Source organism: Eubacteriaceae bacterium ES3 (assembly GCA_030586155.1).
GTDB lineage: Bacteria > Bacillota > Clostridia > Eubacteriales > Eubacteriaceae > Acetobacterium.
This window is the reverse complement of record CP130741.1, coordinates 202,373-222,788: the sequence shown is the minus strand read 5'-3', so window position 1 is coordinate 222,788 and position 20,416 is coordinate 202,373. Positions and strand designations below refer to the sequence as shown.

Annotated in this window: 16 protein-coding genes and 1 riboswitch; all 16 genes read right to left on the bottom strand. The window is 42.8% G+C overall.

The features are described from left to right. Positions 1 to 4: 4 nt before the first annotated feature. The 16 genes from Q5O24_00995 to Q5O24_00920 all read right to left on the bottom strand — a co-directional run bounded on the left by Q5O24_00995 (position 5) and on the right by Q5O24_00920 (position 20,372). The gene (locus Q5O24_00995; protein ID WKY47934.1) at positions 5 to 496 is read right to left on the bottom strand and encodes a prepilin-type N-terminal cleavage/methylation domain-containing protein; all 492 of its coding nucleotides are present in this window, start codon (positions 494 to 496) and stop codon (positions 5 to 7) included. Next, the gene (locus tag Q5O24_00990; GenBank protein WKY47933.1) at positions 493 to 933 is read right to left on the bottom strand and encodes a type II secretion system protein; all 441 of its coding nucleotides are present in this window, start codon (positions 931 to 933) and stop codon (positions 493 to 495) included. The genes Q5O24_00995 and Q5O24_00990 overlap by 4 nt, the downstream gene beginning before the upstream one ends. Before the next feature lie 10 nt (positions 934 to 943). Next, on the bottom strand, positions 944 to 3,286 hold the full coding sequence (locus Q5O24_00985) for a hypothetical protein (protein ID WKY47932.1): 2,343 nt from the start codon (positions 3,284 to 3,286) through the stop codon (positions 944 to 946). A gap of 61 nt (positions 3,287 to 3,347) precedes the next feature. Further along, entirely contained in the window at positions 3,348 to 4,124 is a 777-nt protein-coding gene (locus tag Q5O24_00980; protein WKY47931.1) for a hypothetical protein, read from the bottom strand. 1 nt (position 4,125) lies between these two features. Continuing rightward, on the bottom strand, positions 4,126 to 5,640 hold the full coding sequence (pilM, locus tag Q5O24_00975) for a pilus assembly protein PilM (GenBank protein WKY47930.1): 1,515 nt from the start codon (positions 5,638 to 5,640) through the stop codon (positions 4,126 to 4,128). 10 nt (positions 5,641 to 5,650) lie between these two features. Further along, positions 5,651 to 6,835 carry a type II secretion system F family protein gene (locus tag Q5O24_00970; GenBank protein ID WKY47929.1) on the bottom strand — a complete coding sequence of 395 codons (1,185 nt, stop codon included), beginning with the start codon at positions 6,833 to 6,835 and terminating at the stop codon, positions 5,651 to 5,653. A gap of 66 nt (positions 6,836 to 6,901) precedes the next feature. Next, positions 6,902 to 7,684, bottom strand: coding sequence for a prepilin peptidase (locus Q5O24_00965; protein ID WKY47928.1), 783 nt, complete (start codon positions 7,682 to 7,684; stop codon positions 6,902 to 6,904). Next, positions 7,684 to 8,082: a hypothetical protein gene (locus Q5O24_00960; protein ID WKY47927.1), complete on the bottom strand. Its 399-nt coding sequence runs from the start codon at positions 8,080 to 8,082 to the stop codon at positions 7,684 to 7,686. Before Q5O24_00960 ends, Q5O24_00965 begins: the two co-directional genes overlap by 1 nt. Before the next feature lie 202 nt (positions 8,083 to 8,284). Beyond that, positions 8,285 to 8,884, bottom strand: a complete 600-nt coding sequence (locus Q5O24_00955) for a type II secretion system protein (GenBank protein WKY47926.1) — start codon at positions 8,882 to 8,884, stop codon at positions 8,285 to 8,287. A gap of 384 nt (positions 8,885 to 9,268) precedes the next feature. Beyond that, positions 9,269 to 9,354: riboswitch (cyclic di-GMP riboswitch) on the bottom strand. Positions 9,355 to 9,449: 95 nt separating this feature from the next. Continuing rightward, positions 9,450 to 10,505 carry a type IV pilus twitching motility protein PilT gene (locus Q5O24_00950; protein WKY47925.1) on the bottom strand — a complete coding sequence of 352 codons (1,056 nt, stop codon included), beginning with the start codon at positions 10,503 to 10,505 and terminating at the stop codon, positions 9,450 to 9,452. Between the two features lie 9 nt (positions 10,506 to 10,514). Continuing rightward, positions 10,515 to 12,194 carry an ATPase, T2SS/T4P/T4SS family gene (locus tag Q5O24_00945; protein ID WKY47924.1) on the bottom strand — a complete coding sequence of 560 codons (1,680 nt, stop codon included), beginning with the start codon at positions 12,192 to 12,194 and terminating at the stop codon, positions 10,515 to 10,517. A gap of 355 nt (positions 12,195 to 12,549) precedes the next feature. After that, positions 12,550 to 15,747 (bottom strand): carbamoyl-phosphate synthase large subunit, encoded by a 3,198-nt coding sequence (carB, locus tag Q5O24_00940; GenBank protein WKY47923.1) that lies wholly within the window; start codon positions 15,745 to 15,747, stop codon positions 12,550 to 12,552. Further along, entirely contained in the window at positions 15,738 to 16,847 is a 1,110-nt protein-coding gene (locus Q5O24_00935; GenBank protein WKY47922.1) for a carbamoyl phosphate synthase small subunit, read from the bottom strand. Before Q5O24_00935 ends, carB begins: the two co-directional genes overlap by 10 nt. Before the next feature lie 194 nt (positions 16,848 to 17,041). Continuing rightward, a complete protein-coding gene (locus Q5O24_00930; GenBank protein ID WKY47921.1) occupies positions 17,042 to 18,310 on the bottom strand; it encodes an adenylosuccinate synthase in 1,269 nt (422 codons plus the stop codon). Positions 18,311 to 18,849: 539 nt separating this feature from the next. After that, positions 18,850 to 19,785 (bottom strand): lysophospholipase, encoded by a 936-nt coding sequence (locus Q5O24_00925; protein WKY47920.1) that lies wholly within the window; start codon positions 19,783 to 19,785, stop codon positions 18,850 to 18,852. Between the two features lie 5 nt (positions 19,786 to 19,790). Next, entirely contained in the window at positions 19,791 to 20,372 is a 582-nt protein-coding gene (locus Q5O24_00920; protein WKY47919.1) for a TetR/AcrR family transcriptional regulator, read from the bottom strand. Positions 20,373 to 20,416 lie beyond the last annotated feature (44 nt).

Sequence of the window (20,416 nt, the reverse complement as noted above, 5' to 3'; positions counted from 1 at the left end):
TTGACTACTCTTTGTCTATTACCAAATACTGCACACTATTGCCATTTAATGTCGCAGCAATTGTTCCGCTGGTAATATTATTGACAACAATTCCGCCTGATAAGACCGACATCATTGAACCCTCTTTGGGTTTGAGCTCATAACGCAGGGTATTTCCGTCAAAATTTAATCCAATTTGTGAAACCTGATCAATCAGATACTCTGTTCCATTTATCACTTCCACACAGTTGCCTTCAGCGTTAAAACCGATGCTGTAAACACCACTTGGGCTATTCTGAACGCCTATAGAAGTAGCTGTTGAAAGAGCGTTCTGAAGATTGGTTTCGATATTGGTAATAGAACCTTCTTTGTATTGAATGGCTTCACTGCGGCTGAAAAGATTTAAAGAAGTTAAAAAGATCGAGCCCACAACTCCCATGATTATTATTCCAATCAGAGTGGCTGCCATCAGTTCCATCATAGTAAAACCCTTCTGATTGTTAATTTTTTTTATCATTCCCAGACACCGCCTTTCTTGTTAAAGGCAGTCAGGTCAACGTATGATTGACCCTGGTTGTAATAGACTCGTACATAAATCTGATAAGCTGTTTGGCTACCGGAAGCTACTTCATTGCCATTTTTATCTACAGGAACAATATAATATTGTTTGGGATACATTGTCTTTTGATCATCATTGAATGCTGCGCCCATATTTTTAGCATCAGCTATTAACTCACTTGTGTAGGTTTCATCATTCGACATACTGACCATCAGAGCATCAAGGATTTCCTGCGCGCTGGCAGCTGCATTGTTTTTTTCATCACTGCCAACGATCACGCCACCTCCAAACATCAGGGCGCCCATTACAGTTAATAACAGCAGTATCACAATGACGCTGGCAGCCAGGGTCTCTATTAAGGTGACACCCTTTTGACTTTTTAAAATCTTTTTCATCGGGTCCTCCTTAATAATATTTTTCCGAACCGTTAGCTATAAACCCAGTAGAAACTGTTCCACCTGAACCAGTTCCGCTTCCGCCACTAGATTGTCCTGCATTTGGAGCACTCGGCTCTGTTGGCACTAACGTAGATACTCTATTATCTAAATCAGTCCATGAAGGCGAATTATACCCTGTTGGAGATAAATTATATAGCCAGTTATCCGGATCTGTCGTTGTCACCTGAGGAAAATCGCCGCCCACATTGCTATATTTCCCACTTGTTACTGTCATAGAATCCCAAGCTACCGGCTGTTTTAAATAAAGATTTGTTCCTGTTGTGCCATCCATTCCAAAGTAATGGAACCCACGCGTATTGAATTTTTGAATACTGACAGCACTCGTGTCCAAATAAATATTAGACGCTGAAATATTTAAGGTAAATTGACTCCAACCACTCAATTCAAAGTTACTTCCACTAAACACAACATTATTGGCGTTATTGATTGTTGCAGATGTACTGCCTGACTGCTTATAAACTTCTTTAAATCCCACAAAATCAGATGAAATGTGAAGTTCTGAGTATTGATCCATTTCAAGACCATCAAAAATACAATAAGCTAAGTCAGTATAGTTTAGTTTAAAAGTATGACTTGAAGCTTCGGCTGGTTTAAGGTATCCACAAATCATAACATTATTCCCTTTTCCAGCTGCGCCCGTGACATTCATTTCTGCGCCATTTCTTAAATAAATATCCCCTGTCTTTAGGTAATTAATATTATTAAAATTAATTTTTGCCCCAGTGCTCGTTGTTGAAATGTCTCCATACAGCCAAAAATTTTCACAGTTCCAATTAACTACCGTCATGTTTTTTACTGTTAAATCAACCGTATTTGACTCTGTTCCAATTCTTATATTTTGGGCTGTCATATTATTTTCCGGCGAAGCTGAATTGGTTAATAATTCCAGATCATCGCGAATCATAATATTACCGCTACAATTCAAATCAAGTTGCGATTTATCTCCAATTGTTACTTTTCCTGCGGAATTATTTTTATAATCCCCAACAAAAACATTGGCTGAATCAACCTTTAGAACAGTACTTGTTCCTCCACTTGAAACCAGATTAACATTTTCTCTTATCCACAAATTATTACAATCATACGTATCAACTTTTCTCACTTCAATCTGCGAAGCATTACCAATATTGATATTTCCACCTGTATGATTTTCGTAGTCTCCTATTATGATATTTTCCGCTTCAATCTTTAATGAAGCGTTTGTACCGCTCCCATTGACCAGATTAATATCTCCCTTAATCCAGAGGTTCTTACACTTAATTTCCAGATTAGCAGCATTATTCAAGGTAACATTTCCTTCAAAAACGATGTTTTGAGCCTCAAACGTACAGGTTTTAGAAGTATCATTATTATTCTGAATATAATTCTCTTTTACCCGTATTGTATCAGTTGCAGTTACATTAAATTCTGCCTGATATACATCATTTGCGTCATTGGGGAAAGGTGCCGTGAAACAGATATTTTTAGCAGTTAAATTCAGGGCATTCCCACTTATCCAATCAAATTTTGCAGCATTGGGATTATCTTTATCCTTCCCAACGGCCAAACTGAGTTCTGGTTCTGAAACAGTCAAAGTTTTATCTACCAATTCATATGCTTTTTCATTTCCTGTTTTCTGTATGACACAGGATAGCTTACTACCCGATTTTTTAATCTGTGTGGCCAGAGCAGTCTCATCAGAACAAGAAAAAGCTGGTTCCTGTATCGTCCCACCACCGTCATCATTATATACAGGCTGAGTATAATTTAGACTAGTCTGATAATCCAGTGTTCTTCTTAAGTTCTGGGTTTGAATATCAAACACATAATTCAGATTCAGCACATTTGTACTGTCTGGATCATTTTCTTCTACAACGCTCATCACTCCCAAAGCTGATGATTCGTCTGTGCTTTCCGATAAAGACGAGATTACCTCGCCAGCAGTACCGCCAATATAATAAGGGGCAGTCATATAATTATGAATCTTCTGTTTTTGTTCATCAATTGAAGCTTGGATTGTAGTTGTACTATTTCCTGCCTCGACCGCCGCTGATAACTGATCATATAAGCCTTTTAATACATTATTCTCAGTTTCCAGCCACTCGCCGCGCTCACTAATCTCAATCTTCCCATACTCAATCACCGATTTGGCATCGATATAGGCCTGGCGGCTTTCCACCGACTGCTGGGTAAAAGAAATTCCGCTTTGAGCAACCGTCATCAGGCCCAACACCAGAACCATAATGATCACACCAAAAATAAGCACATAAGCCAGTGCGCTGCCGCCTTCATTTTTTATGGGGTTTTTCATGGGTCACCTCCTGCTGACGCTTACTCAATTCAGATCTTTTAAATTAAGTTCTATTCTACCGCTACAAATCAGTTCTTTCAACCATATAGACGTTAAATCTAGCTTTGATGGAAACCGCTCCTCCATCTAAAGACTGGGACCAGTTGGAATAGGAAATATTGGTGGTCGTTGTACCGGAGTCAACACTTGAACCAAGATCACCCGATGGCGTTATTTCAAACTCTGATACTACAATATCCGACCGGGAAGAAACTGCATCCAGCAATCGATAAAAATTATTCTGGGTCCCGGTTAATTCCATTTCCACGACCCCAACCAGGCCAGTAACACCGCTAGCTGTCGTATCCGTTGTGGTCTCGGCCCTAGTATTATTCTCCACTTCTGTCTGAATATCTTCTTCGGTAACATCTTCCGTCTCCGAATCATTAAAAATACTGCTGTCTTCCGAACTTTCGCTCTCCGGCTCAGTTGATACAAAGACCGGTATGGTTTGTTCGCCATTAGCGGTAATACTTAATACCTGGGGCGAAAGAGAATAGTTCATACAGAGATTGGTAATCAGCTGATCCAGGGCCTCATTGGTCAAGGGTTCTGAGTATGGGGCTTGCAGCGTTAAAATCGTTGCCCGATTACTGTCGATGGCCGTTTCCAAATCCGGAATACTGCCAATCGCCGCTTCCATAGACATCTGGGTGGATTCTGCTTCCATATACTGGTCACGAATCGTCGAATAGCGATTATAGGCCGGTATCAAAAGCAGATAAATCCCGGCGGTGGCAATCAGAAAACAGGACAGGATATAAAGGAGCATTTTTTCTCTTTTAGTCAGTTTCTTCATCCTATTCACCTGCCTTTAAATAGCAATCCACCGAGAAATCAAATACCGTAACGGTCGAGGTGGTCGAAGTTGATGTGGAGGTAGCTGTTGCTGAAGTGGTGATGGTTCTTTCCATCTCCCGCAAAGCATAGCCGGTATAATTAATATAAGTGAAATACTCCGTTGCTTTTATCCGATCCACATACCGGGAAGCATCCTTTTCGCTGTTGGCATAGCCGGATAGGTGTAAAATCCCATCTTCCTCGCTGTAGGACATGGAGGTCAGTTCAATCGCATTATTCTGAAGGCTTTCCAGCTCATTTAACTTCGCTGCCACGATAGATGGTTTAGATGCAATCGCACCATTTAAGCTTTCCAGGTCCGAAATCCGGGCATTAATCAAATCCAACTGATCAGATAGGGCCTGGGCTTCCATAAATTGCTGCTGATTTTCGGCATCAGCAATATATTCATTAATCCAGACCAGATTATCCTCCATGTTATGTCCCAATAAAAACAATGCCAGAAAGACACCAAGAAACAAAGCAATCATGCCCGCCGGTAAAATCAGTGCCTTATGCCAGGGCTTCATTTCCTTTTTGGGTTTTAAATGTTTTAAATACGCCGTATACAGGTTTACCTGTTTTTTATGACTGAAAAAGCCAGTAGCAATTAAAAAATCCTCGCTGAAGGAAAAATCATCCTGGGCCTGGCTCTTGACAGCAATATTAGGTGTCTGAGGCACCATAAACAAATTCATTTCCGGATCATAAACCGAACTCCGCAGCATATCCAGCTCCAGTTCATCAAGTCCCGCGTAGATACTCATATTAAGTTCTGATTCCATTTTCTGCGATTTGTGGAACTGAATCAGGGTCGACAGCTTATCAGACAGCTCCATGGCAAATGATTCAGTTCCCCGGTCAGCCAGCAGACGGGACCGGTTGGAAAAGATATATTTTCCCTCATTAAAAAGCAGGGAAACCAGATTCTTTCCGTCCACCACATTGATAGCCAGGGTCATCCCCTTGTAATCCTTGGTCTGGGTAATGTACTGAATAATAGCGTTCAAGCCCACATCAATGGACTTGATTTTGATCTTAAGCCCTTTAAAGAGATTGACATAAGTCTCCAGAACCCCTTTTTCCAGCCCGATACAAAGCATATTTTCTTTGGTGGGACCAGGGATCATGGTGTAATCTGCCACCAGGTCCTCGTAGTTACCGGCAGAATCCTCAAACTCCGTGGCCACCAGTTTTTCCATGTCCTTTTTCTTTAAGGTCGGAATTTCAATATTCTTGATGGCGATCAGACTGCTGTCAATGATCAGCTTAACATTCTGAAATAAGTTTTTATGGGTCTGTGCCGCTTCCTTTAAAACTGACTCCACCATTTCCACATCGGTGATGACCCCATTAAGCATGGCGCCTTCTTCCATCGGGAAATTATAGGATGCTTCAATATTCAGACGCCCTTTTCCTTTAACGCCTTTAACGACTTCGATGCCCTTATTTGAAAAAAAGACGAGTGTCTCCACGCTGTTCCTCCTAGCCTATGTTCTGATATAGAGTCATAATCGGCATCATAACCGATAAAATAATGCTTCCAACCATACCCGCCATGGCGATAATCATAATCGGTTCGATATAAGTAACCATCCTGGCGGTTGCCATTTCCGCCTCATAATCGTAGGCGTCTGATACATTTTCCAGCATCTCATCCAGTCGGCCGGATTCTTCGCCGATATAGATTGTCGCCACCAGCTTGGCGTCAAAGCCATCAACCTTATCGATGGCTGCCGATAGGGCTTCACCGTTACGGACTGCTTCAATTACCATAATGAACTGGTCGCGAATATAAGTATTGCCTACCGTTGAGCCACCAATATTGAGCGCATTGATCATCGACAAACCGCTGGAATAAAGGGAACTTAAGTTCCTGGCAAAACGGGCAGTATAGATAATTCTCAACAAATGTCCGATTTTGGGGACCCTCAGTTTTAGCCTATCAGTCTGCAACTTAACCTTGGGGATTGATAAAACAAAGGCTCCTACGGCGATAATCAAGAGCAGGCCAATCAGATAAAATAAACCATAGGTGGTCATTGAATTACTTAAAAATAGCATGAATTGGGTTAAAGCCGGCAATTCAATCCCGTCAAAGAGTTCGAAAAACTGGGGCAAAATCAGGGTAAAAACTAAAAGCACTACCATCACTGTAACGCCAAACAGAATGACCGGATAAGTCATGGCCGCCCTGACCTTTTCCCTGAGCTTATGTTCCTTTTCATAATGATCTGCCATTTTGCGGGCCGAAGTTTCCAGCTGACCGCTGGCCTCACCGGCTTTAAAAATATTAATCATCAGTTCAGGAAAAGAACCGCCGCTTAATTCCATAGCTTCCGATAAAGTGTTCCCACGCTGAATTTCCTGGAGGATCACTCCATAGACTTTTTTCAGCCCCGGTTTGATATCCCGTTCCTCCAAGATCCGCATAGCCCGAATTACCGAAATCCCCGATCCCAGCATGGAAGCCAGCTGACGGGCAAAATCCGATAATTCCATGGATTTTAGTTTGTAGGGCTTCTTGACGTTTTCGATTTCACGTGCTTTTAATAAAAAAGTCTGGTTCTGACGCAAAAGCCGGCGGACTGTTTCTTCATCGGCCGCTTCCATCATCCCCCGAACCGTCTTGGATTCAAGGGTTTTGGCAGTATATTTAAATGTTGGCATCCCTATCCTCCTCTAGCATTCAACCGTAAAATTTAATCACATTTATAAAACCGTAGTTATCTTTTATTATAACCCAAAAAGGCTCAAATACCAATCAATTATCACACTTCCAAAGAGCGTTGATGTAAAAATTCCGATACAGAGATAAGGGCCAAAAGCCATATGTTTATCCTTTGTTTTTTTAAGGATATAAACAATCGCTACCATCCCACCCAAAATCAAAGCTATAAAGATCGCCAGCAGGGTGTTGGCCCAGCCCAGTAAAAAACCTGCAACCATCATCAGCTTGATATCACCGCCGCCAAAAGCATCGGGGATAAGCATGGTTAGAAAAAGCATGGGGATAGAGACAGACACAATCCCGATTGCCCGGGCAAAAAAGTCCGGCTGGGGAAATACAAAACAGCTTAAAATCGCCGGCACCATCAGGGCAATGACTAAGCCATTAGGGATTGTTAATGTATCGAAGTCGATAAAAGTGATGGACACCAGTATCGCCATTACCACAAAGACAAGCAGATATTGCAGGGTCGGGCCAAATACAAAAAAAGAAACCATCGACAAAAGTCCGGTTAAGCTTTCCACCAGGGGATAGCGGATAGAGATTGGATTGCCGCAGTTTTTACATTTCCCCTTTAAGTAAAGGAAAGATATTATCGGAATATTTTGCGACCATTTAATGGGCGCCTGACAGTTGGGACAGAAGGACCGGCCCTTGGAAATGGAGATGCCCAAAGGCACACGATAAATAATAACATTTAAAAAACTTCCGACCACCAGGCCTAAAACCAGGGCATACAAATAGAATAGTGCCATAACCGCCTGCAGTTCCAATTTTTCACCTCCCATTATTTTTCTTTTTTTGTGTCTAACTGGCCAGGGGAATAGGTCGTCACCCAGCGCTTTTTATGATAAATGATATAGTCAATTTTTGCATCAAAGTTTTCATCGATAACTTCAATTTGAGCATTCTGATTGATGTCCTGACCGATCAGATTGATAAGATCTTCCTGAACTGGCACATGATAGTTCCCATCAACAGAAAACTCGATGGCTTTTGCCTGGGCTGCCAGGTAGATGACCCGAGCAGCGGCAGCGTTTGTGGTTTTATTAATAGAGTTGACCAAGCCAATAATTACAACAACCATAAAAATTAGAATAATTGTCACGGCTAAAGGAAAGCCGACGCTAAAAGACGCCGGTTCGTTTTCTTCAGGAGGTTTATGATATTTTCTGATTTGGGGCATAAGATGATCTCCTGAGTTTTTGGAATGAGATTTTCCTAATTATTGATAAAGAATAAAGAAAGCCCTCACAATTTCAGGATGCCTGAATTGTGAAGGCTTTCCTTCTGGTTAGTATTGTTAAGTTAACAAAATGCTTTCTGCCTCAGAATATCAGAGGTAGAAAGTTCTACCAAGAGAGATATAGAAACCACTCTTATAATTATTACGAAATCTTATTTACAGTTGATTGACCGCCAGCATTAATAGTTACAGTATAGCCATTTCTAGTATACTCTACATTAGTGACTTTACCCGCTGCGTTTACAGTCACTTCCCAAAAAGCATTGGCTGGAACAGCAGCAGTTTTATACGCAGCTAAATCGGCTGCCGTACTGATAGTAATATCAGAACTTAAATATTCCAGCATTGTTGCACTAGCTCCCGTTGTCGGAGCTGGACTTGCCCCTACATTTACTGAATCAAGCAATGTGGTTGCCGACATCGATGTACCCCCACCTTGATACTCTGTAACTGTTGCTTGTGCAGCCACGTAAACTTCACGTGCTTCCGCGATTAACGCTTTCCCTTTTGCCTCATTTACAAATCCTAACATCGTCGGAATTGTAAAAGCTGCCAATACGGCTAGAATAACTAGCACTACAATAATCTCCACCAAGGTAAACCCTTTAGTGTTCTTCTTCATTTTGTTCCAAAATTTCATTGAATCACTCCTCTTAATTTTTTTTGCTATTTGATCACCCGCGCTGCCGGTGATAATGCCGTCTTTTAATTTATCGACTAAAGTATTTTTGAATTTAGTCATTTAACTAATTCTTTAAAAAGTTTTATTTCTTTTTACAAGTTATTCTAATCTTTTTTGAGATAAGTTGATAGTGGTTATCTCTAAGTAAGGCTACCTGGTTTTAATATTAAACTTGCGCCTTTTGCTTATATTATGTTGATCAATTATTGGTAGATGTTCATGCTGTCAACTTTATTAGTTGGATATACAGCGGTTGGAAGTTATAGAGGCGAAAAACAAAGCCGTGCGCACTCGGTTCCGCTATCGCTCCACCTCATCGCGGGCTACGCCCTATGAGCCAGTCGGATATAATTCCGCTTCTGAAAGCAAGCTTTCAATCGGAATTATATCCGACTGGCTCGCACGGCTTTATTTTTCGCGCAAAGAAAGCCACACTTAATAAGGTGTGGCAACTGGCTGTCGTATTAATAAATAACTTAGACCCTATAGTTTTGCGCCTCAGACTTTCATCTGATTTGCTTTTCTCGACTTATGTACAATAATACTTGTTCCATCTGTTAAAGTCAAGTTAAAATCTTCCCACACAAATGTATTCCCCTATTATTTTTAAGCCTTTTTTCGTAATTTAAACCCGACCAAAATACTGGTTAAAGTCCTCGGCATTGGTGCACCATTCAAGGCCCGTTTCATAGGCTATCTTATTAGCCTTAACTAATTGTGCCAGATGGGCATTGAGGGTATTCATCCCCTCCCGGCTGGAAGTCTGCATGACCGAGGTCAGCTGGTGGGTTTTACTTTCGCGAATCAGGTTTAAGACTGCATCGGTTCCAGTCATCACTTCCAGGGCTGCCATTCGGCCCGATCCATCAGCTAGTGGTACCAGCTGCTGGGTAATAACCCCCTTCAGGGTCGAAGCCAGCTGGGTTCTAATCTGCTGCTGGCCGTGGGGCGGGAAGACATCAATGATACGATCGATGGTATTGGCCGCACCAATAGTATGGAGGGTCGATAAGACCAGATGGCCGGTTTCGGCAGCGGTCACGGCGGCAGAAATGGTTTCGTAGTCACGCATCTCCCCTACCAGAATAACATCGGGATCTTCTCGCAGGGAGGACCGTAGAGCTCCGGCAAAAGACTCCACATCTTCTCCCACCTCGCGCTGGTGGATAATACTTCTTTTATGCGTATGCTTATACTCCACCGGGTCTTCGATGGTTAAAATATGCAGAGCTTTATTTGCATTGATAAAATCAATCATAGCAGCTAGGGTTGTAGACTTCCCGGACCCAGTCGGACCGGTAACCAGAATCAGACCTCTGGGCTCATTGGCCAGTTTTCTTATAATCGGCGGCAGATTCAAGTCCTCAAAGCCAGGGATGGAATCATTTAAAAAACGAATGGCTGCGGCCAGGGTTCCCTGTTCCCGATAGACATTGACACGCTGTCTTAGACCATCAGAAGTCACATTGCAAAAGTCCAGGTCTTCACCGTTTTCCAGCTTATCCTTCTGCTTGGTATTCAAGAGGCTTAAAATCAGCTGCTTATTGATCTCCGGATCGCCATCAAACTCAGATCGGTAGAGCTTACCGTCCCGCCGATAAACAGGCGGCAGACCGCTCGATAGATGGAGGTCGCTGCAACGATTCTTTCGTCCATAATGGATCAGTTCTTCTATATTCATTGACTCTCCTTATTCCACATAGTAGGACAGTTTCAGGAATTCTTCCATCGAGGTTACACCATTAACCGTCAGTCGGGCCACGCTGTCCCGCAGTGAAGTTAAGCGGTTGCCCTCTTCCACATAGGCATAAACATCTTCGATGGGATCTCTTCTGGAAACCATCCCTCTAATCGTCTTGTCAATCGCCAGGATTTCATGGATGGCAGTTCGCCCCTTGTATCCCGTTTCGTTACACTGATGGCATCCACGCCCACGATAGAGCTTTTCAACGGGTACACCCAGGAGTGAAATATCAACATCCGTGGGAGTATAAGCTTCCCGACAATTAGGACAGATTTTTTTAACCAGTCGCTGGGCCACCACTCCGGTTAAAGAGTTAGCCACCATATAAGGCTCAACCCCCATGTCCTCAAGTCTTACAATAGCTGATACAGCATCATTGGTATGGAGGGTCGAGAAAACCAGATGACCGGTGATAGCCGAACGCACCGCAATGGAAGCGGTTTCGCTATCCCTTGTTTCTCCAACCATGATAATATCCGGGTCCTGACGAAGGATTGAGCGCAGTCCCATCTCAAAGGTCAGGCCAGCCTGGGGATTAACCTGGGTCTGGTTGATATGGGCCAGATTTCTTTCCACCGGATCTTCAATCGTTGCAATATTAACCGCTTTTCGTCCCATCATCTCCAGGATCATATAGAGGGTTGTTGTTTTCCCACTCCCGGTCGGTCCGGTGATATAAACAATCCCATGGGGGCTTTTTAGAATTGAGAGCATCTTGTTATAATCCTGATCCGTCATCCCAAACTGTCCGGCATGGTCAAGTTCCGAGTTCATCGAGAGGAATCGCATAACAATTTTCTCGCCGTAGACAGTAGGAATTGAAGAAGTTCGAACATTTAATTCCAGGCCATCAATCCGGACGCGGAAATGCCCATCCTGGGGAACCCGCCGTTCGGCAATATCAAGGTTAGATAAAATTTTGATACGGGCGACAATCGACTGGTGGAGGGTCTGGGATAGGCTTAAATACTCCACAATCAGACCGTCAATACGCATCCTCACAACTGTTTCTTTGTCAAAGGGCTCGATATGAATATCACTGGCACCTGAGCTGTAACCCTTTAGAAGAACCGTATTAACTAAATTGACGACCGGCGTATCGCCATCGCTGGTGTTAATTTCTTCTGCAAATAAAATCCCTTCGCCAGTGGCGGAAGAATTGGCTTCTTCCGCCGCTTTTTTTGCTTCGATCTCCGAATATGTTTTGGAAATCCCATCAATGATATCCTGCTTCTGGGCAATGACCATTTCGATGGGCATATTGGTAATCAGCTTGATATCCTCTATGGCATAAAAATCCAGAGGGTCATTAACCGCCACAATCAGACGCCCCTTATCCTGCGCAATAGGCAGCATCCGATACTTATTGGCAATAGACTGGGGAATTTTACCTGCTGCTTCCAGATCAATGGCCTGGTCCTGAATGGAAACAATGGGGACGCCCAGTCTGGCTGACAGGGCATTTAGCACCTGTTCCTCCGTTACATAGCCGTAATCGATCAGAATTGCACCCAATCGCTTGCTCTTGTCCACACTCTGATGCGCCAGGGCTTCCTGAAGGTTCTCCTCAGTAATAATTCCGGCATTTTTTAATATATCTCCAATTCGGAGTCGCTTTGTTTCCACCTGATTCCTCTTTTCTGGCCTGATTTTATACCTTATGATTGAATCAAAAATTATACTTTCCCGAAACTAACTATCCACTTTACAAATCATTTTGTTTTATTCTAACAAAAAGGAGAAAGCGAATCAACCACGCTTTCGCTAAAAATGAAGACGTGCGAAGTCAATGAACTAGAACTGACACTGGAAACATGTTTTTGTTTAAAAGTCAGTTCAAGTTCATTGACTTCATCGGGCAAAGCCCGCGACGAGTGTAGCGTTAGCAAAGCGAGTTAGACGGCTTCATTTTTCACTCTGTAAATTAAAAGGCTTTGCCCCGTCTTTTATTTCAGGGCAAAGCCAATAGCTTTACAATTTATTAGATTTCTTTAATATTCACCAATTCGATATCTTCAATGGTGCGGTTAGATTTTAAACAGTCAAGCAGGGCCTGGGCTGTATCTAAGGATGTCAGCAGACTGATTGAAGATTCTACTGATTTTCTTCGCATCCGTACAGAATCATGCTGGGGCATTCTACCTTTTGTTGAAGTGGAAATCACATAATTGACTTTGCCACTCTCCAAAAGATCCCCGATATTTGGTTTTCGCTCGGCCAGACGGCGAACCACCTTGGTCGGAATTCCAGCTTCATTTAAAACCAGAGCCGTTCCAACAGTTGCGTAGACATTAAAGCCCAGCTCGCTGAATTGTCGGCCAATCTCAATGATTCCCTCTTTATCCCGATCCTTAACCGTTAAGAGCACACCACCCGAGCGTTCCATTTTATTTCCGGCAGCTACCAGTCCTTTATAAAGGGCATCAGCGAAGGTTTTAGCAACACCCAGGACCTCCCCAGTCGATTTCATTTCCGGTCCTAATTGGGTATCAACATCCTGCAGTTTAGCAAAAGAGAAGACCGGGACCTTAACGGCAACATAATTACTCTCCGGCTGCAGGCCTGGTGTGTAACCTAAATCAGTCAGCTTATGGCCAAGCATCATTTTGGTCGCCAGATTAACCATCGGCACATTGGTAACCTTGGAGATATAAGGAACAGTTCGTGATGATCGCGGGTTGACCTCGATGACATAAACCTCATCCTCATAAATAACGTATTGGATATTCACCATCCCAACCACTTCCAGAGCCTTAACCAGACGACCGGTATAGTCGATGATGGTTTCTTTGATTTCATCACTTAAGGTCTGTGGCGGATAAACAGAGATCGAGTCGCCCGAGTGGACTCCAGCTCGTTCAACGTGTTCCATAATCCCTGGAATCAGATAGTTTTCGCCATCGGAAATCGCATCCACTTCCACTTCCTGGCCCATCAGGTATTTATCGATTAAGACCGGATTCTCCAGTTCAGTCGAAGTGATGATGGTCATATATTCAACAACATCTTCCTGTTCGTAGGCGATGATCATATTCTGTCCACCTAAAACGTAAGAGGGTCGAAGGAGTACCGGGAAGCCTAAACGCTCAGCCACCTCCACCGCTTCTTCGGTGGTAAAGACAGTCTCGCCCTGTGGACGAGGGATCTGACAGGTTTCAAGCAGCTGATCAAAAACTTCACGGTCTTCAGCAGCATCGATATTTTTAGGCGACGTTCCCAGAACTGGCACACCCATGTCTTCCAGGTAACGCGTCAGTTTGATGGCAGTCTGACCACCGAACTGGACGATGGCACCAATCGGTTTTTCGGTTTCCACTACTGAGCGCACATCTTCTTTGGTCAGCGGTTCAAAGTAGAGACGGTCCGAGGTATCAAAGTCGGTAGACACAGTTTCCGGATTATTATTGATAAAGATCGCTTCGTAGTTTAGTTCTCTTAAGGCCCAGGCACAGTGAACAGAACAGTAGTCAAACTCGATCCCCTGACCGATTCGGATCGGGCCGGAACCCAGCACTAAAATACGGTCTTTTCCTGTCGGATGGTCTTCAATAAAGAGAGCTGCTTCATTTTCTTTATCCCGGGTTGAGTAGAAGTAAGGCGTCTGCGCTGCAAACTCACCGGCACAGGTATCAACCATTTTGAAAGAAGCATACTGTTTTTCATCTTCTTCAATTTTCTGACCGGACAGTTCTTCAATGGTTTTATCTAAAAAACCTAACTCTCTGGCTACTTTTACCCGTTCCGGAGTCAGCCCTTTTTCAGACAGGTCTTTTTCCATAACCGCCAGATGACGGAGCTTATCCAAAAACCACATATCAATTTTGGTAATATCGGTGATATGCTGCATGGAGACACCACGCTTGATGGCTTCGTAAACCACAAAAGCTCGTTCATCATCGGTATTATGAAGCATTTCCATAATCCGTTCATCGCTCTCATCCATCAGTTTCTGAACAGAAAGCGTTTCAAATCCCAGCTCGATGGAACGAACAGCTTTCATCATCCCGTGTTCAAAGCTTGAACCGATAGACATGATTTCTCCGGTTGCTTTCATTTGAGTACCCAGAGTTCTCTTGGCGTAGACAAATTTATCAAAAGGCCAACGCGGGAATTTAACAACGATATAATCAATAGCCGGTTCGAAACAGGCAGTCGTCGTTCCGGTTACCTCGTTGATGATCTCATCCAGCGAGTAGCCGACAGCAATCTGGCTGGCTACCTTGGCAATCGGATAACCGGTCGCTTTCGAGGCCAGTGCAGAAGAACGGGAAACCCTTGGGTTAACCTCAATAACCGCATAGTTGAAGTTACCTGGATTCAGGGCAAACTGACAGTTACAGCCACCTTCAACACCCAGGGCAGAAATAATCTTCAGGGCAGAAGTTCTCAGCATCTGGTATTCTTTATCACTTAAGGTCTGGCAAGGAGCCACAACAATTGAATCACCGGTATGAATCCCTACAGGGTCAAAGTTTTCCATAGAACATACAGTAATAACGTTGCCTTTGGCATCCCGCATGACTTCAAATTCAATTTCCTTCCAGCCGGAAATCCCTTTTTCCACCAGAACCTGAGTGATTGGCGAAAGGCGAAGGCCGTTGGTAGCAATCTCTCGAAGTTCATCACAGTTATGGGCAATTCCACCGCCGGTACCACCCAGGGTAAAGGCAGGTCTGATAATTACAGGGTAGCCCATTTTATCAGCAAAAGCCAGGGCACCATCAACGGTTGTTACCACTTCTGAAGGAATAATCGGTTCGCCGATTTCTTTCATCATATCTTTAAAAGCCTGACGGTCTTCAGCCTTTTCAATGGTTTCCAGATCGGCACCCAAAAGTTTTACATTGTGTTTATCAAGAAAGCCTTCCTTGGCCAGCTGCATCGACAAGGTCAGACCGGTTTGCCCGCCCAGCGTTGACAAAATGCTGTCCGGTTTTTCAATCTCGATGACTTTTCGTACCACTTCCAGAGTCAGGGGCTCAATATAGATTTTATCAGCCATGGACTTGTCAGTCATAATGGTGGCTGGGTTGGAGTTAATCAGGATAACTTCAAGTCCCGCTTTTTTAAGTGTTTTACATGCCTGAGTACCGGCGTAATCGAACTCGGCTGCCTGGCCAATAATAATCGGGCCGGAACCAATTACCAGAACTCGTTTTATGTCAGATCTTAAAGGCATCCCTGTTGCCCCCTTTCCATTAAATCAGTGAATTTTTCAAACAGATAGCTGGTATCGTTAGGACCCGCACTGGCTTCCGGATGGAACTGCACCGTAAAAGCATGGCAGTTTTTATATTCAAACCCTTCACAGGTCTGGTCATTCAGGTTAACATGGGTCATAACACCCACAGATTCATCGATACTCTCAGGTACTACGGCGTAACCATGGTTCTGGCTGGTAATATAAACCCGGTCTTTAGTCAGGTCTTTAACCGGCTGATTCATTCCCCGGTGGCCATACTTAAGTTTCATGGTTTCACCACCCATAGCCAGAGCCATTAGCTGATGTCCCAGACAGATCCCAAAAATTGGTTTGCCATAAGCAATAAAGTCCTTGAGATTTTCAATAATCTGAATATTTTCGGCCGGGTCTCCCGGTCCATTAGACAGCATAATACCGTCAGGGTTCAAATTTCTGATTTCTTCAATGGTCGTATTGGCCGGCATAACCGTCACATTACAGCCAAGATTAAGAAGCATACGGCGAATATTATGTTTATAGCCGTAATCGATCAGAGCGACATGGTTGGCCCGGTTTTCCTGGGAATAATACCATCCCATATTATGTCGCGTTACCTTCTGCACCGGTTGCTCAACTTTAAAAGCCCGTATTTTTTCCAGCAACTCATCATTCACTTCTTCAGTTGTGATGGCCCCGTTCATGGTTCCATGTTCTCTGATAATTCGGGTAATCGCCCGGGTATCCACATCCCAAATCCCGATTTTATCCTGTTCAATCATAAAGTCATTAATATTTTTACTGTGTCTGAAGTTTGATGGTTCTTCACACCACTCTTTGGTGATATAACCATTAACCCAGCTGCGTTCCGATTCCATATCATCGGTGTTAATTCCATAGTTTCCAATCAGCGGATAGGTCTGCATAACAATCTGACCATAATAAGACGGATCAGTCAGAACTTCCTGATAACCGGTCATCCCGGTTGTAAAAACAATCTCTCCAATAGTGGTGCCTTCGCAGCCAAAATTGTATCCTTCAAAAACGGAGCCATCTGACAAAACCAGCCAGGCACGTTTATCTCGTTTATAATATGACATATTAAACCTCCTTGTTTCATAATCATAAATTACCCGATAACCTTCTATTTTCACGCGTTAAGTGAATATTTTCTCAACGCACTCTATTTTATTGAAAACCTGTGTTGGCTCTCAAAATTTTTTAAAGACAATGCAAGCTTCACTTTCCCAAAAAAAACCTGATTGCACGCAACCAGGTATCTTGTATCAGCTCTTTATAGAATCGCTAAATCCTCACGGTTTGGGCCAACACCAACATAGGCAATGGTCGTTCCTACTAATTCTTCGATTGTTTGAATATATTTCTTGGCATTCTCCGGCAAATCTGAAATCTTTCTGATCTTGGTTGTATCACTCATCCAGCCGGGAAGGGTAATATAAACCGGTTCGACCTTTTCCAGATCTTCTGTGTCAGGAAAACGCGAAACAATTCGGCCATCCAGTTTATAATCGACGCAAATTTTAATCTCTGGCAGGTTATCCAGTTTGTCAATCTTGCAAAGCGCCAATTCATCATATCCATTGATGGCATGGGTATACTTGAGTACCGGAATGTCCAACCATCCAAGACGTCTTGACCGACCGGTTCTGGCGCCAAACTCATCATCAGGCTTTTCTCCTGTTCCTCTAAGCAGATCAATGGAACCACCAACTTCTTCAGTCGGGAAAGGACCAGCTCCAACAGCGCTTGAGAAAGCTTTGGCAACACCAATCACTTTGTCAATCTTTTTAGCTGGGAATCCACCGCTTACTGCTGCATAGGAAGCAATAGGATTAGATGAAGTCACATAAGGGAAAATTCCATGATCTATATCTTTCATTGCTCCCAACTGACCTTCAAAAAGAATATTCTTTCCTTCATCAATCATCTGATGCAGAAAGGACATGGGTTCTATAATACTCTCTGCAAACTTTTCTTTCCATAGTTTACACTTTTCATATAAAGCATCCACTGTATAAGCTTCGATACCATAAGAACTCATCTGATCATTAACAACCGGAACAATTTCTTCCAATTTTCGTTTGACCCGATCAAGATCCAACAGATCTTCAAACCGTAAACTTTTTCTCATCGCTTTATAGGCATAGGCCTGACCGATACCACGTTTAGTGGTTCCGATTCCGCCTGTTTTTTCCATCAACTCATCAAGTTTTTGGTGGTAAGGCATCAGGACATGAGCTTTACCGGAAATTTTCAGGCCTTCCAGACTGACATTTGCTGCTTCAATCTGAGCCATCTCTTCCATTAATACATCCGGATTGACCACGACTCCGGTGCCGATCAGACTCACGCAACTTTTCTCAAAAATTCCACAGGGAATCAAATGCAGTTTAAATACCCCATAATCATTAATGACTGTATGGCCAGCATTATCTCCACCCTGAAACCGGACAATCAGATCCGATTTGCCAGCAAAGTAATCAACCATTTTGCCCTTGCCTTCATCGCCCCATTGGGCGCCAACTAAAACAGAAATCGACATTTATTCTCATTCCTTCCTTAAAACCACAGGTGAAAAAGCTCACCTATTACAACTTCAATCTATATGTAAAAATTGATAATCTCATTTTTTCCCAAGGTATTATAACACAAAGCCTTAGCTTAGGGGTAAGGTTTTTTGCAATTAAACAGTGATATTGTTTACAGATTTTGGACACACTGAAAACAGGATCAAGAAATATTGCCTGTTGCCACAAAGCAGTTAATATGACTTCAAATCTTCAACCCGTATTTCCGAATCTATTTTACCATGGCTTTATCATTATTCACAGTTCTTTTTGTGAAAAAATATTCTTTTTAATAATTACCAAAGAAAAGTTTGGTTTGCTTCCATTTTTTAGACTTAAGCATTTAATAGACCGAATTTTTTAGTTATGAAACTAGAGTTATTTGGCCATTTTAGTACTTAATACCTAATTTCAAAATCGTCTATAAATATTTTTTTTATTCTATTTAATCCAGAACATTTTCTTTCGGTCTTTAATTTTATATAAATATTTATACTTAAATAACGTAATTTTTTTAGTTTTTATTAATCTTTTCAATCCACACAAGAAGGTCACTCATCACCTGATCGCGATTGATCTCGTTAAGCATTTCATGACGACCACCGGGATAGAGTTTTAAGTCAACCTCAGAAATCCCATGTTTCTGATAAACTTCCTTAAGTTTTTTAAGGCCCTTACCAGCATTCCCAACCGGATCCTGGTCTCCGGAAAACAGATAAATCGGCAAGTACTTTGGAATCAAGGCAATGTTTTTATTCTTTCCAATCTCAAGAAGACCTTGTAAAAAGTCATAATAGAAGCCAGCCGAAAATACTTCCCCACAGTAGGGATCATTAATATATTTATCCACTTCAAAGGCATCACGGCTGAGCCAGTCGAATTGCGTTCGATTGGGTTTAAAGCGCTTGTTGTAATTGCCAAAGGACAGTTTATCCATCCGCTCACTTTTAGCTTCGCGACCCTTTCTTCTGACCTCCGCTGCTGCCATCGCAAAGCCCATCTGGTGGATGATCCAATCCCGGCCGTTGGAACCGGAAAGAATCGCGCCCGAAAGCTTATTGCCGTGCAGCATCAGATAACGCTGGGCAGCAAAAGACCCCATACTGTGACCTAACAAAAACAGGGGTAGTCCAGGATTTTCTTCGAATGCTTTTAGGCTCATCTGATGCATATCCGCAACCATTCGTTCGAAGCCGTTTTCTCTGGCCAGCACGCCAACTTTCTCCAGACTGCCGGCAGTTCTGCCATGACCGCGGTGATCGTTGGCATAAACGATATAACCTTTTGCTGTCAGAAATTTAGCCAGACGCTCATAACGGGCGGCCGTTTCTGCCATTCCATGGGCAATCTGGACAATGCCTTTAGGCCTTTCTGCGTCAATGGGCTCCCACTTATAAACAAAAACTTGTGTTTCGTCTTCTGAAACAAATGAAAAGTTTTCTGCAATCATCTTTATCAACCTTTCGGAGCAAGCATTAACCTTAAGGCCTCGTTAAACTTCTGCTTCCAGGGAAAATCGCCATTATTGATGCACCAGGTAAATTCGTATCCAGTAAACATATAGGCGGCGGCCTCGAAGAGTTTTAAGGGATCAGCAGTGTTTCTGAGTTCCCCGTTTTCCTGTCCGGTTTTAATTATTTTAACGGCCACATCTTCCAGTTCTTTGCGAATTTCAAATGTACCCAGATTTTTAGCCAGATTGAAGCTTAAAATCTGACCGTTAAGATCCGGTCCCAACTCCTCCATGCTGGTAATCAGGTTGTCAAACAAAAGGACAATCTGATCCCAGGAATTAGTTGTATTTAAAAGTTCCAGCAAAAGTGGTGTCAAATTTCCAATCACATGATCATAATAGGACAGAAGAATTTCCTGTTTGGAATTCAGATGATGGTAAAAAGTCGTCTTGGTGATTCCACAGGCCTGGCAGATATCAATAATGCTGACCTGCTTGTAACCATGCTCTTTAAAAAGCCGAATCCCTATTTCAAATATTTTCTCTTTCGTAGTCAGATTTTCCAATTCCTGCCCCGTTTCCATGTATGATTATTCTTTGTAACTATTTGTGATTATATCAATAAACC

Bases quoted from the DNA above. Each gene is read 5' to 3' on its own strand.
- Q5O24_00930 (WKY47921.1), bottom strand. From the start codon at position 18,310: ATGTCGATTTCTGTTTTAGTTGGCGCCCAATGGGGCGATGAAGGCAAG.
- Q5O24_00980 (WKY47931.1), bottom strand. From the start codon at position 4,124: ATGAAGAAACTGACTAAAAGAGAAAAAATGCTCCTTTATATCCTGTCC.
- Q5O24_00990 (WKY47933.1), bottom strand. From the start codon at position 933: ATGAAAAAGATTTTAAAAAGTCAAAAGGGTGTCACCTTAATAGAGACC.
- Q5O24_00935 (WKY47922.1), bottom strand. From the start codon at position 16,847: ATGTCATATTATAAACGAGATAAACGTGCCTGGCTGGTTTTGTCAGAT.
- Q5O24_00995 (WKY47934.1), bottom strand. From the start codon at position 496: ATGATAAAAAAAATTAACAATCAGAAGGGTTTTACTATGATGGAACTG.
- Q5O24_00970 (WKY47929.1), bottom strand. From the start codon at position 6,835: ATGCCAACATTTAAATATACTGCCAAAACCCTTGAATCCAAGACGGTT.
- Q5O24_00960 (WKY47927.1), bottom strand. From the start codon at position 8,082: ATGCCCCAAATCAGAAAATATCATAAACCTCCTGAAGAAAACGAACCG.
- Q5O24_00920 (WKY47919.1), bottom strand. From the start codon at position 20,372: ATGGAAACGGGGCAGGAATTGGAAAATCTGACTACGAAAGAGAAAATA.
- Q5O24_00985 (WKY47932.1), bottom strand. From the start codon at position 3,286: ATGAAAAACCCCATAAAAAATGAAGGCGGCAGCGCACTGGCTTATGTG.
- carB (WKY47923.1), bottom strand. From the start codon at position 15,747: ATGCCTTTAAGATCTGACATAAAACGAGTTCTGGTAATTGGTTCCGGC.
- Q5O24_00950 (WKY47925.1), bottom strand. From the start codon at position 10,505: ATGAATATAGAAGAACTGATCCATTATGGACGAAAGAATCGTTGCAGC.
- Q5O24_00955 (WKY47926.1), bottom strand. From the start codon at position 8,884: ATGACTAAATTCAAAAATACTTTAGTCGATAAATTAAAAGACGGCATT.
- Q5O24_00965 (WKY47928.1), bottom strand. From the start codon at position 7,684: ATGGGAGGTGAAAAATTGGAACTGCAGGCGGTTATGGCACTATTCTAT.
- Q5O24_00925 (WKY47920.1), bottom strand. From the start codon at position 19,785: ATGATTGCAGAAAACTTTTCATTTGTTTCAGAAGACGAAACACAAGTT.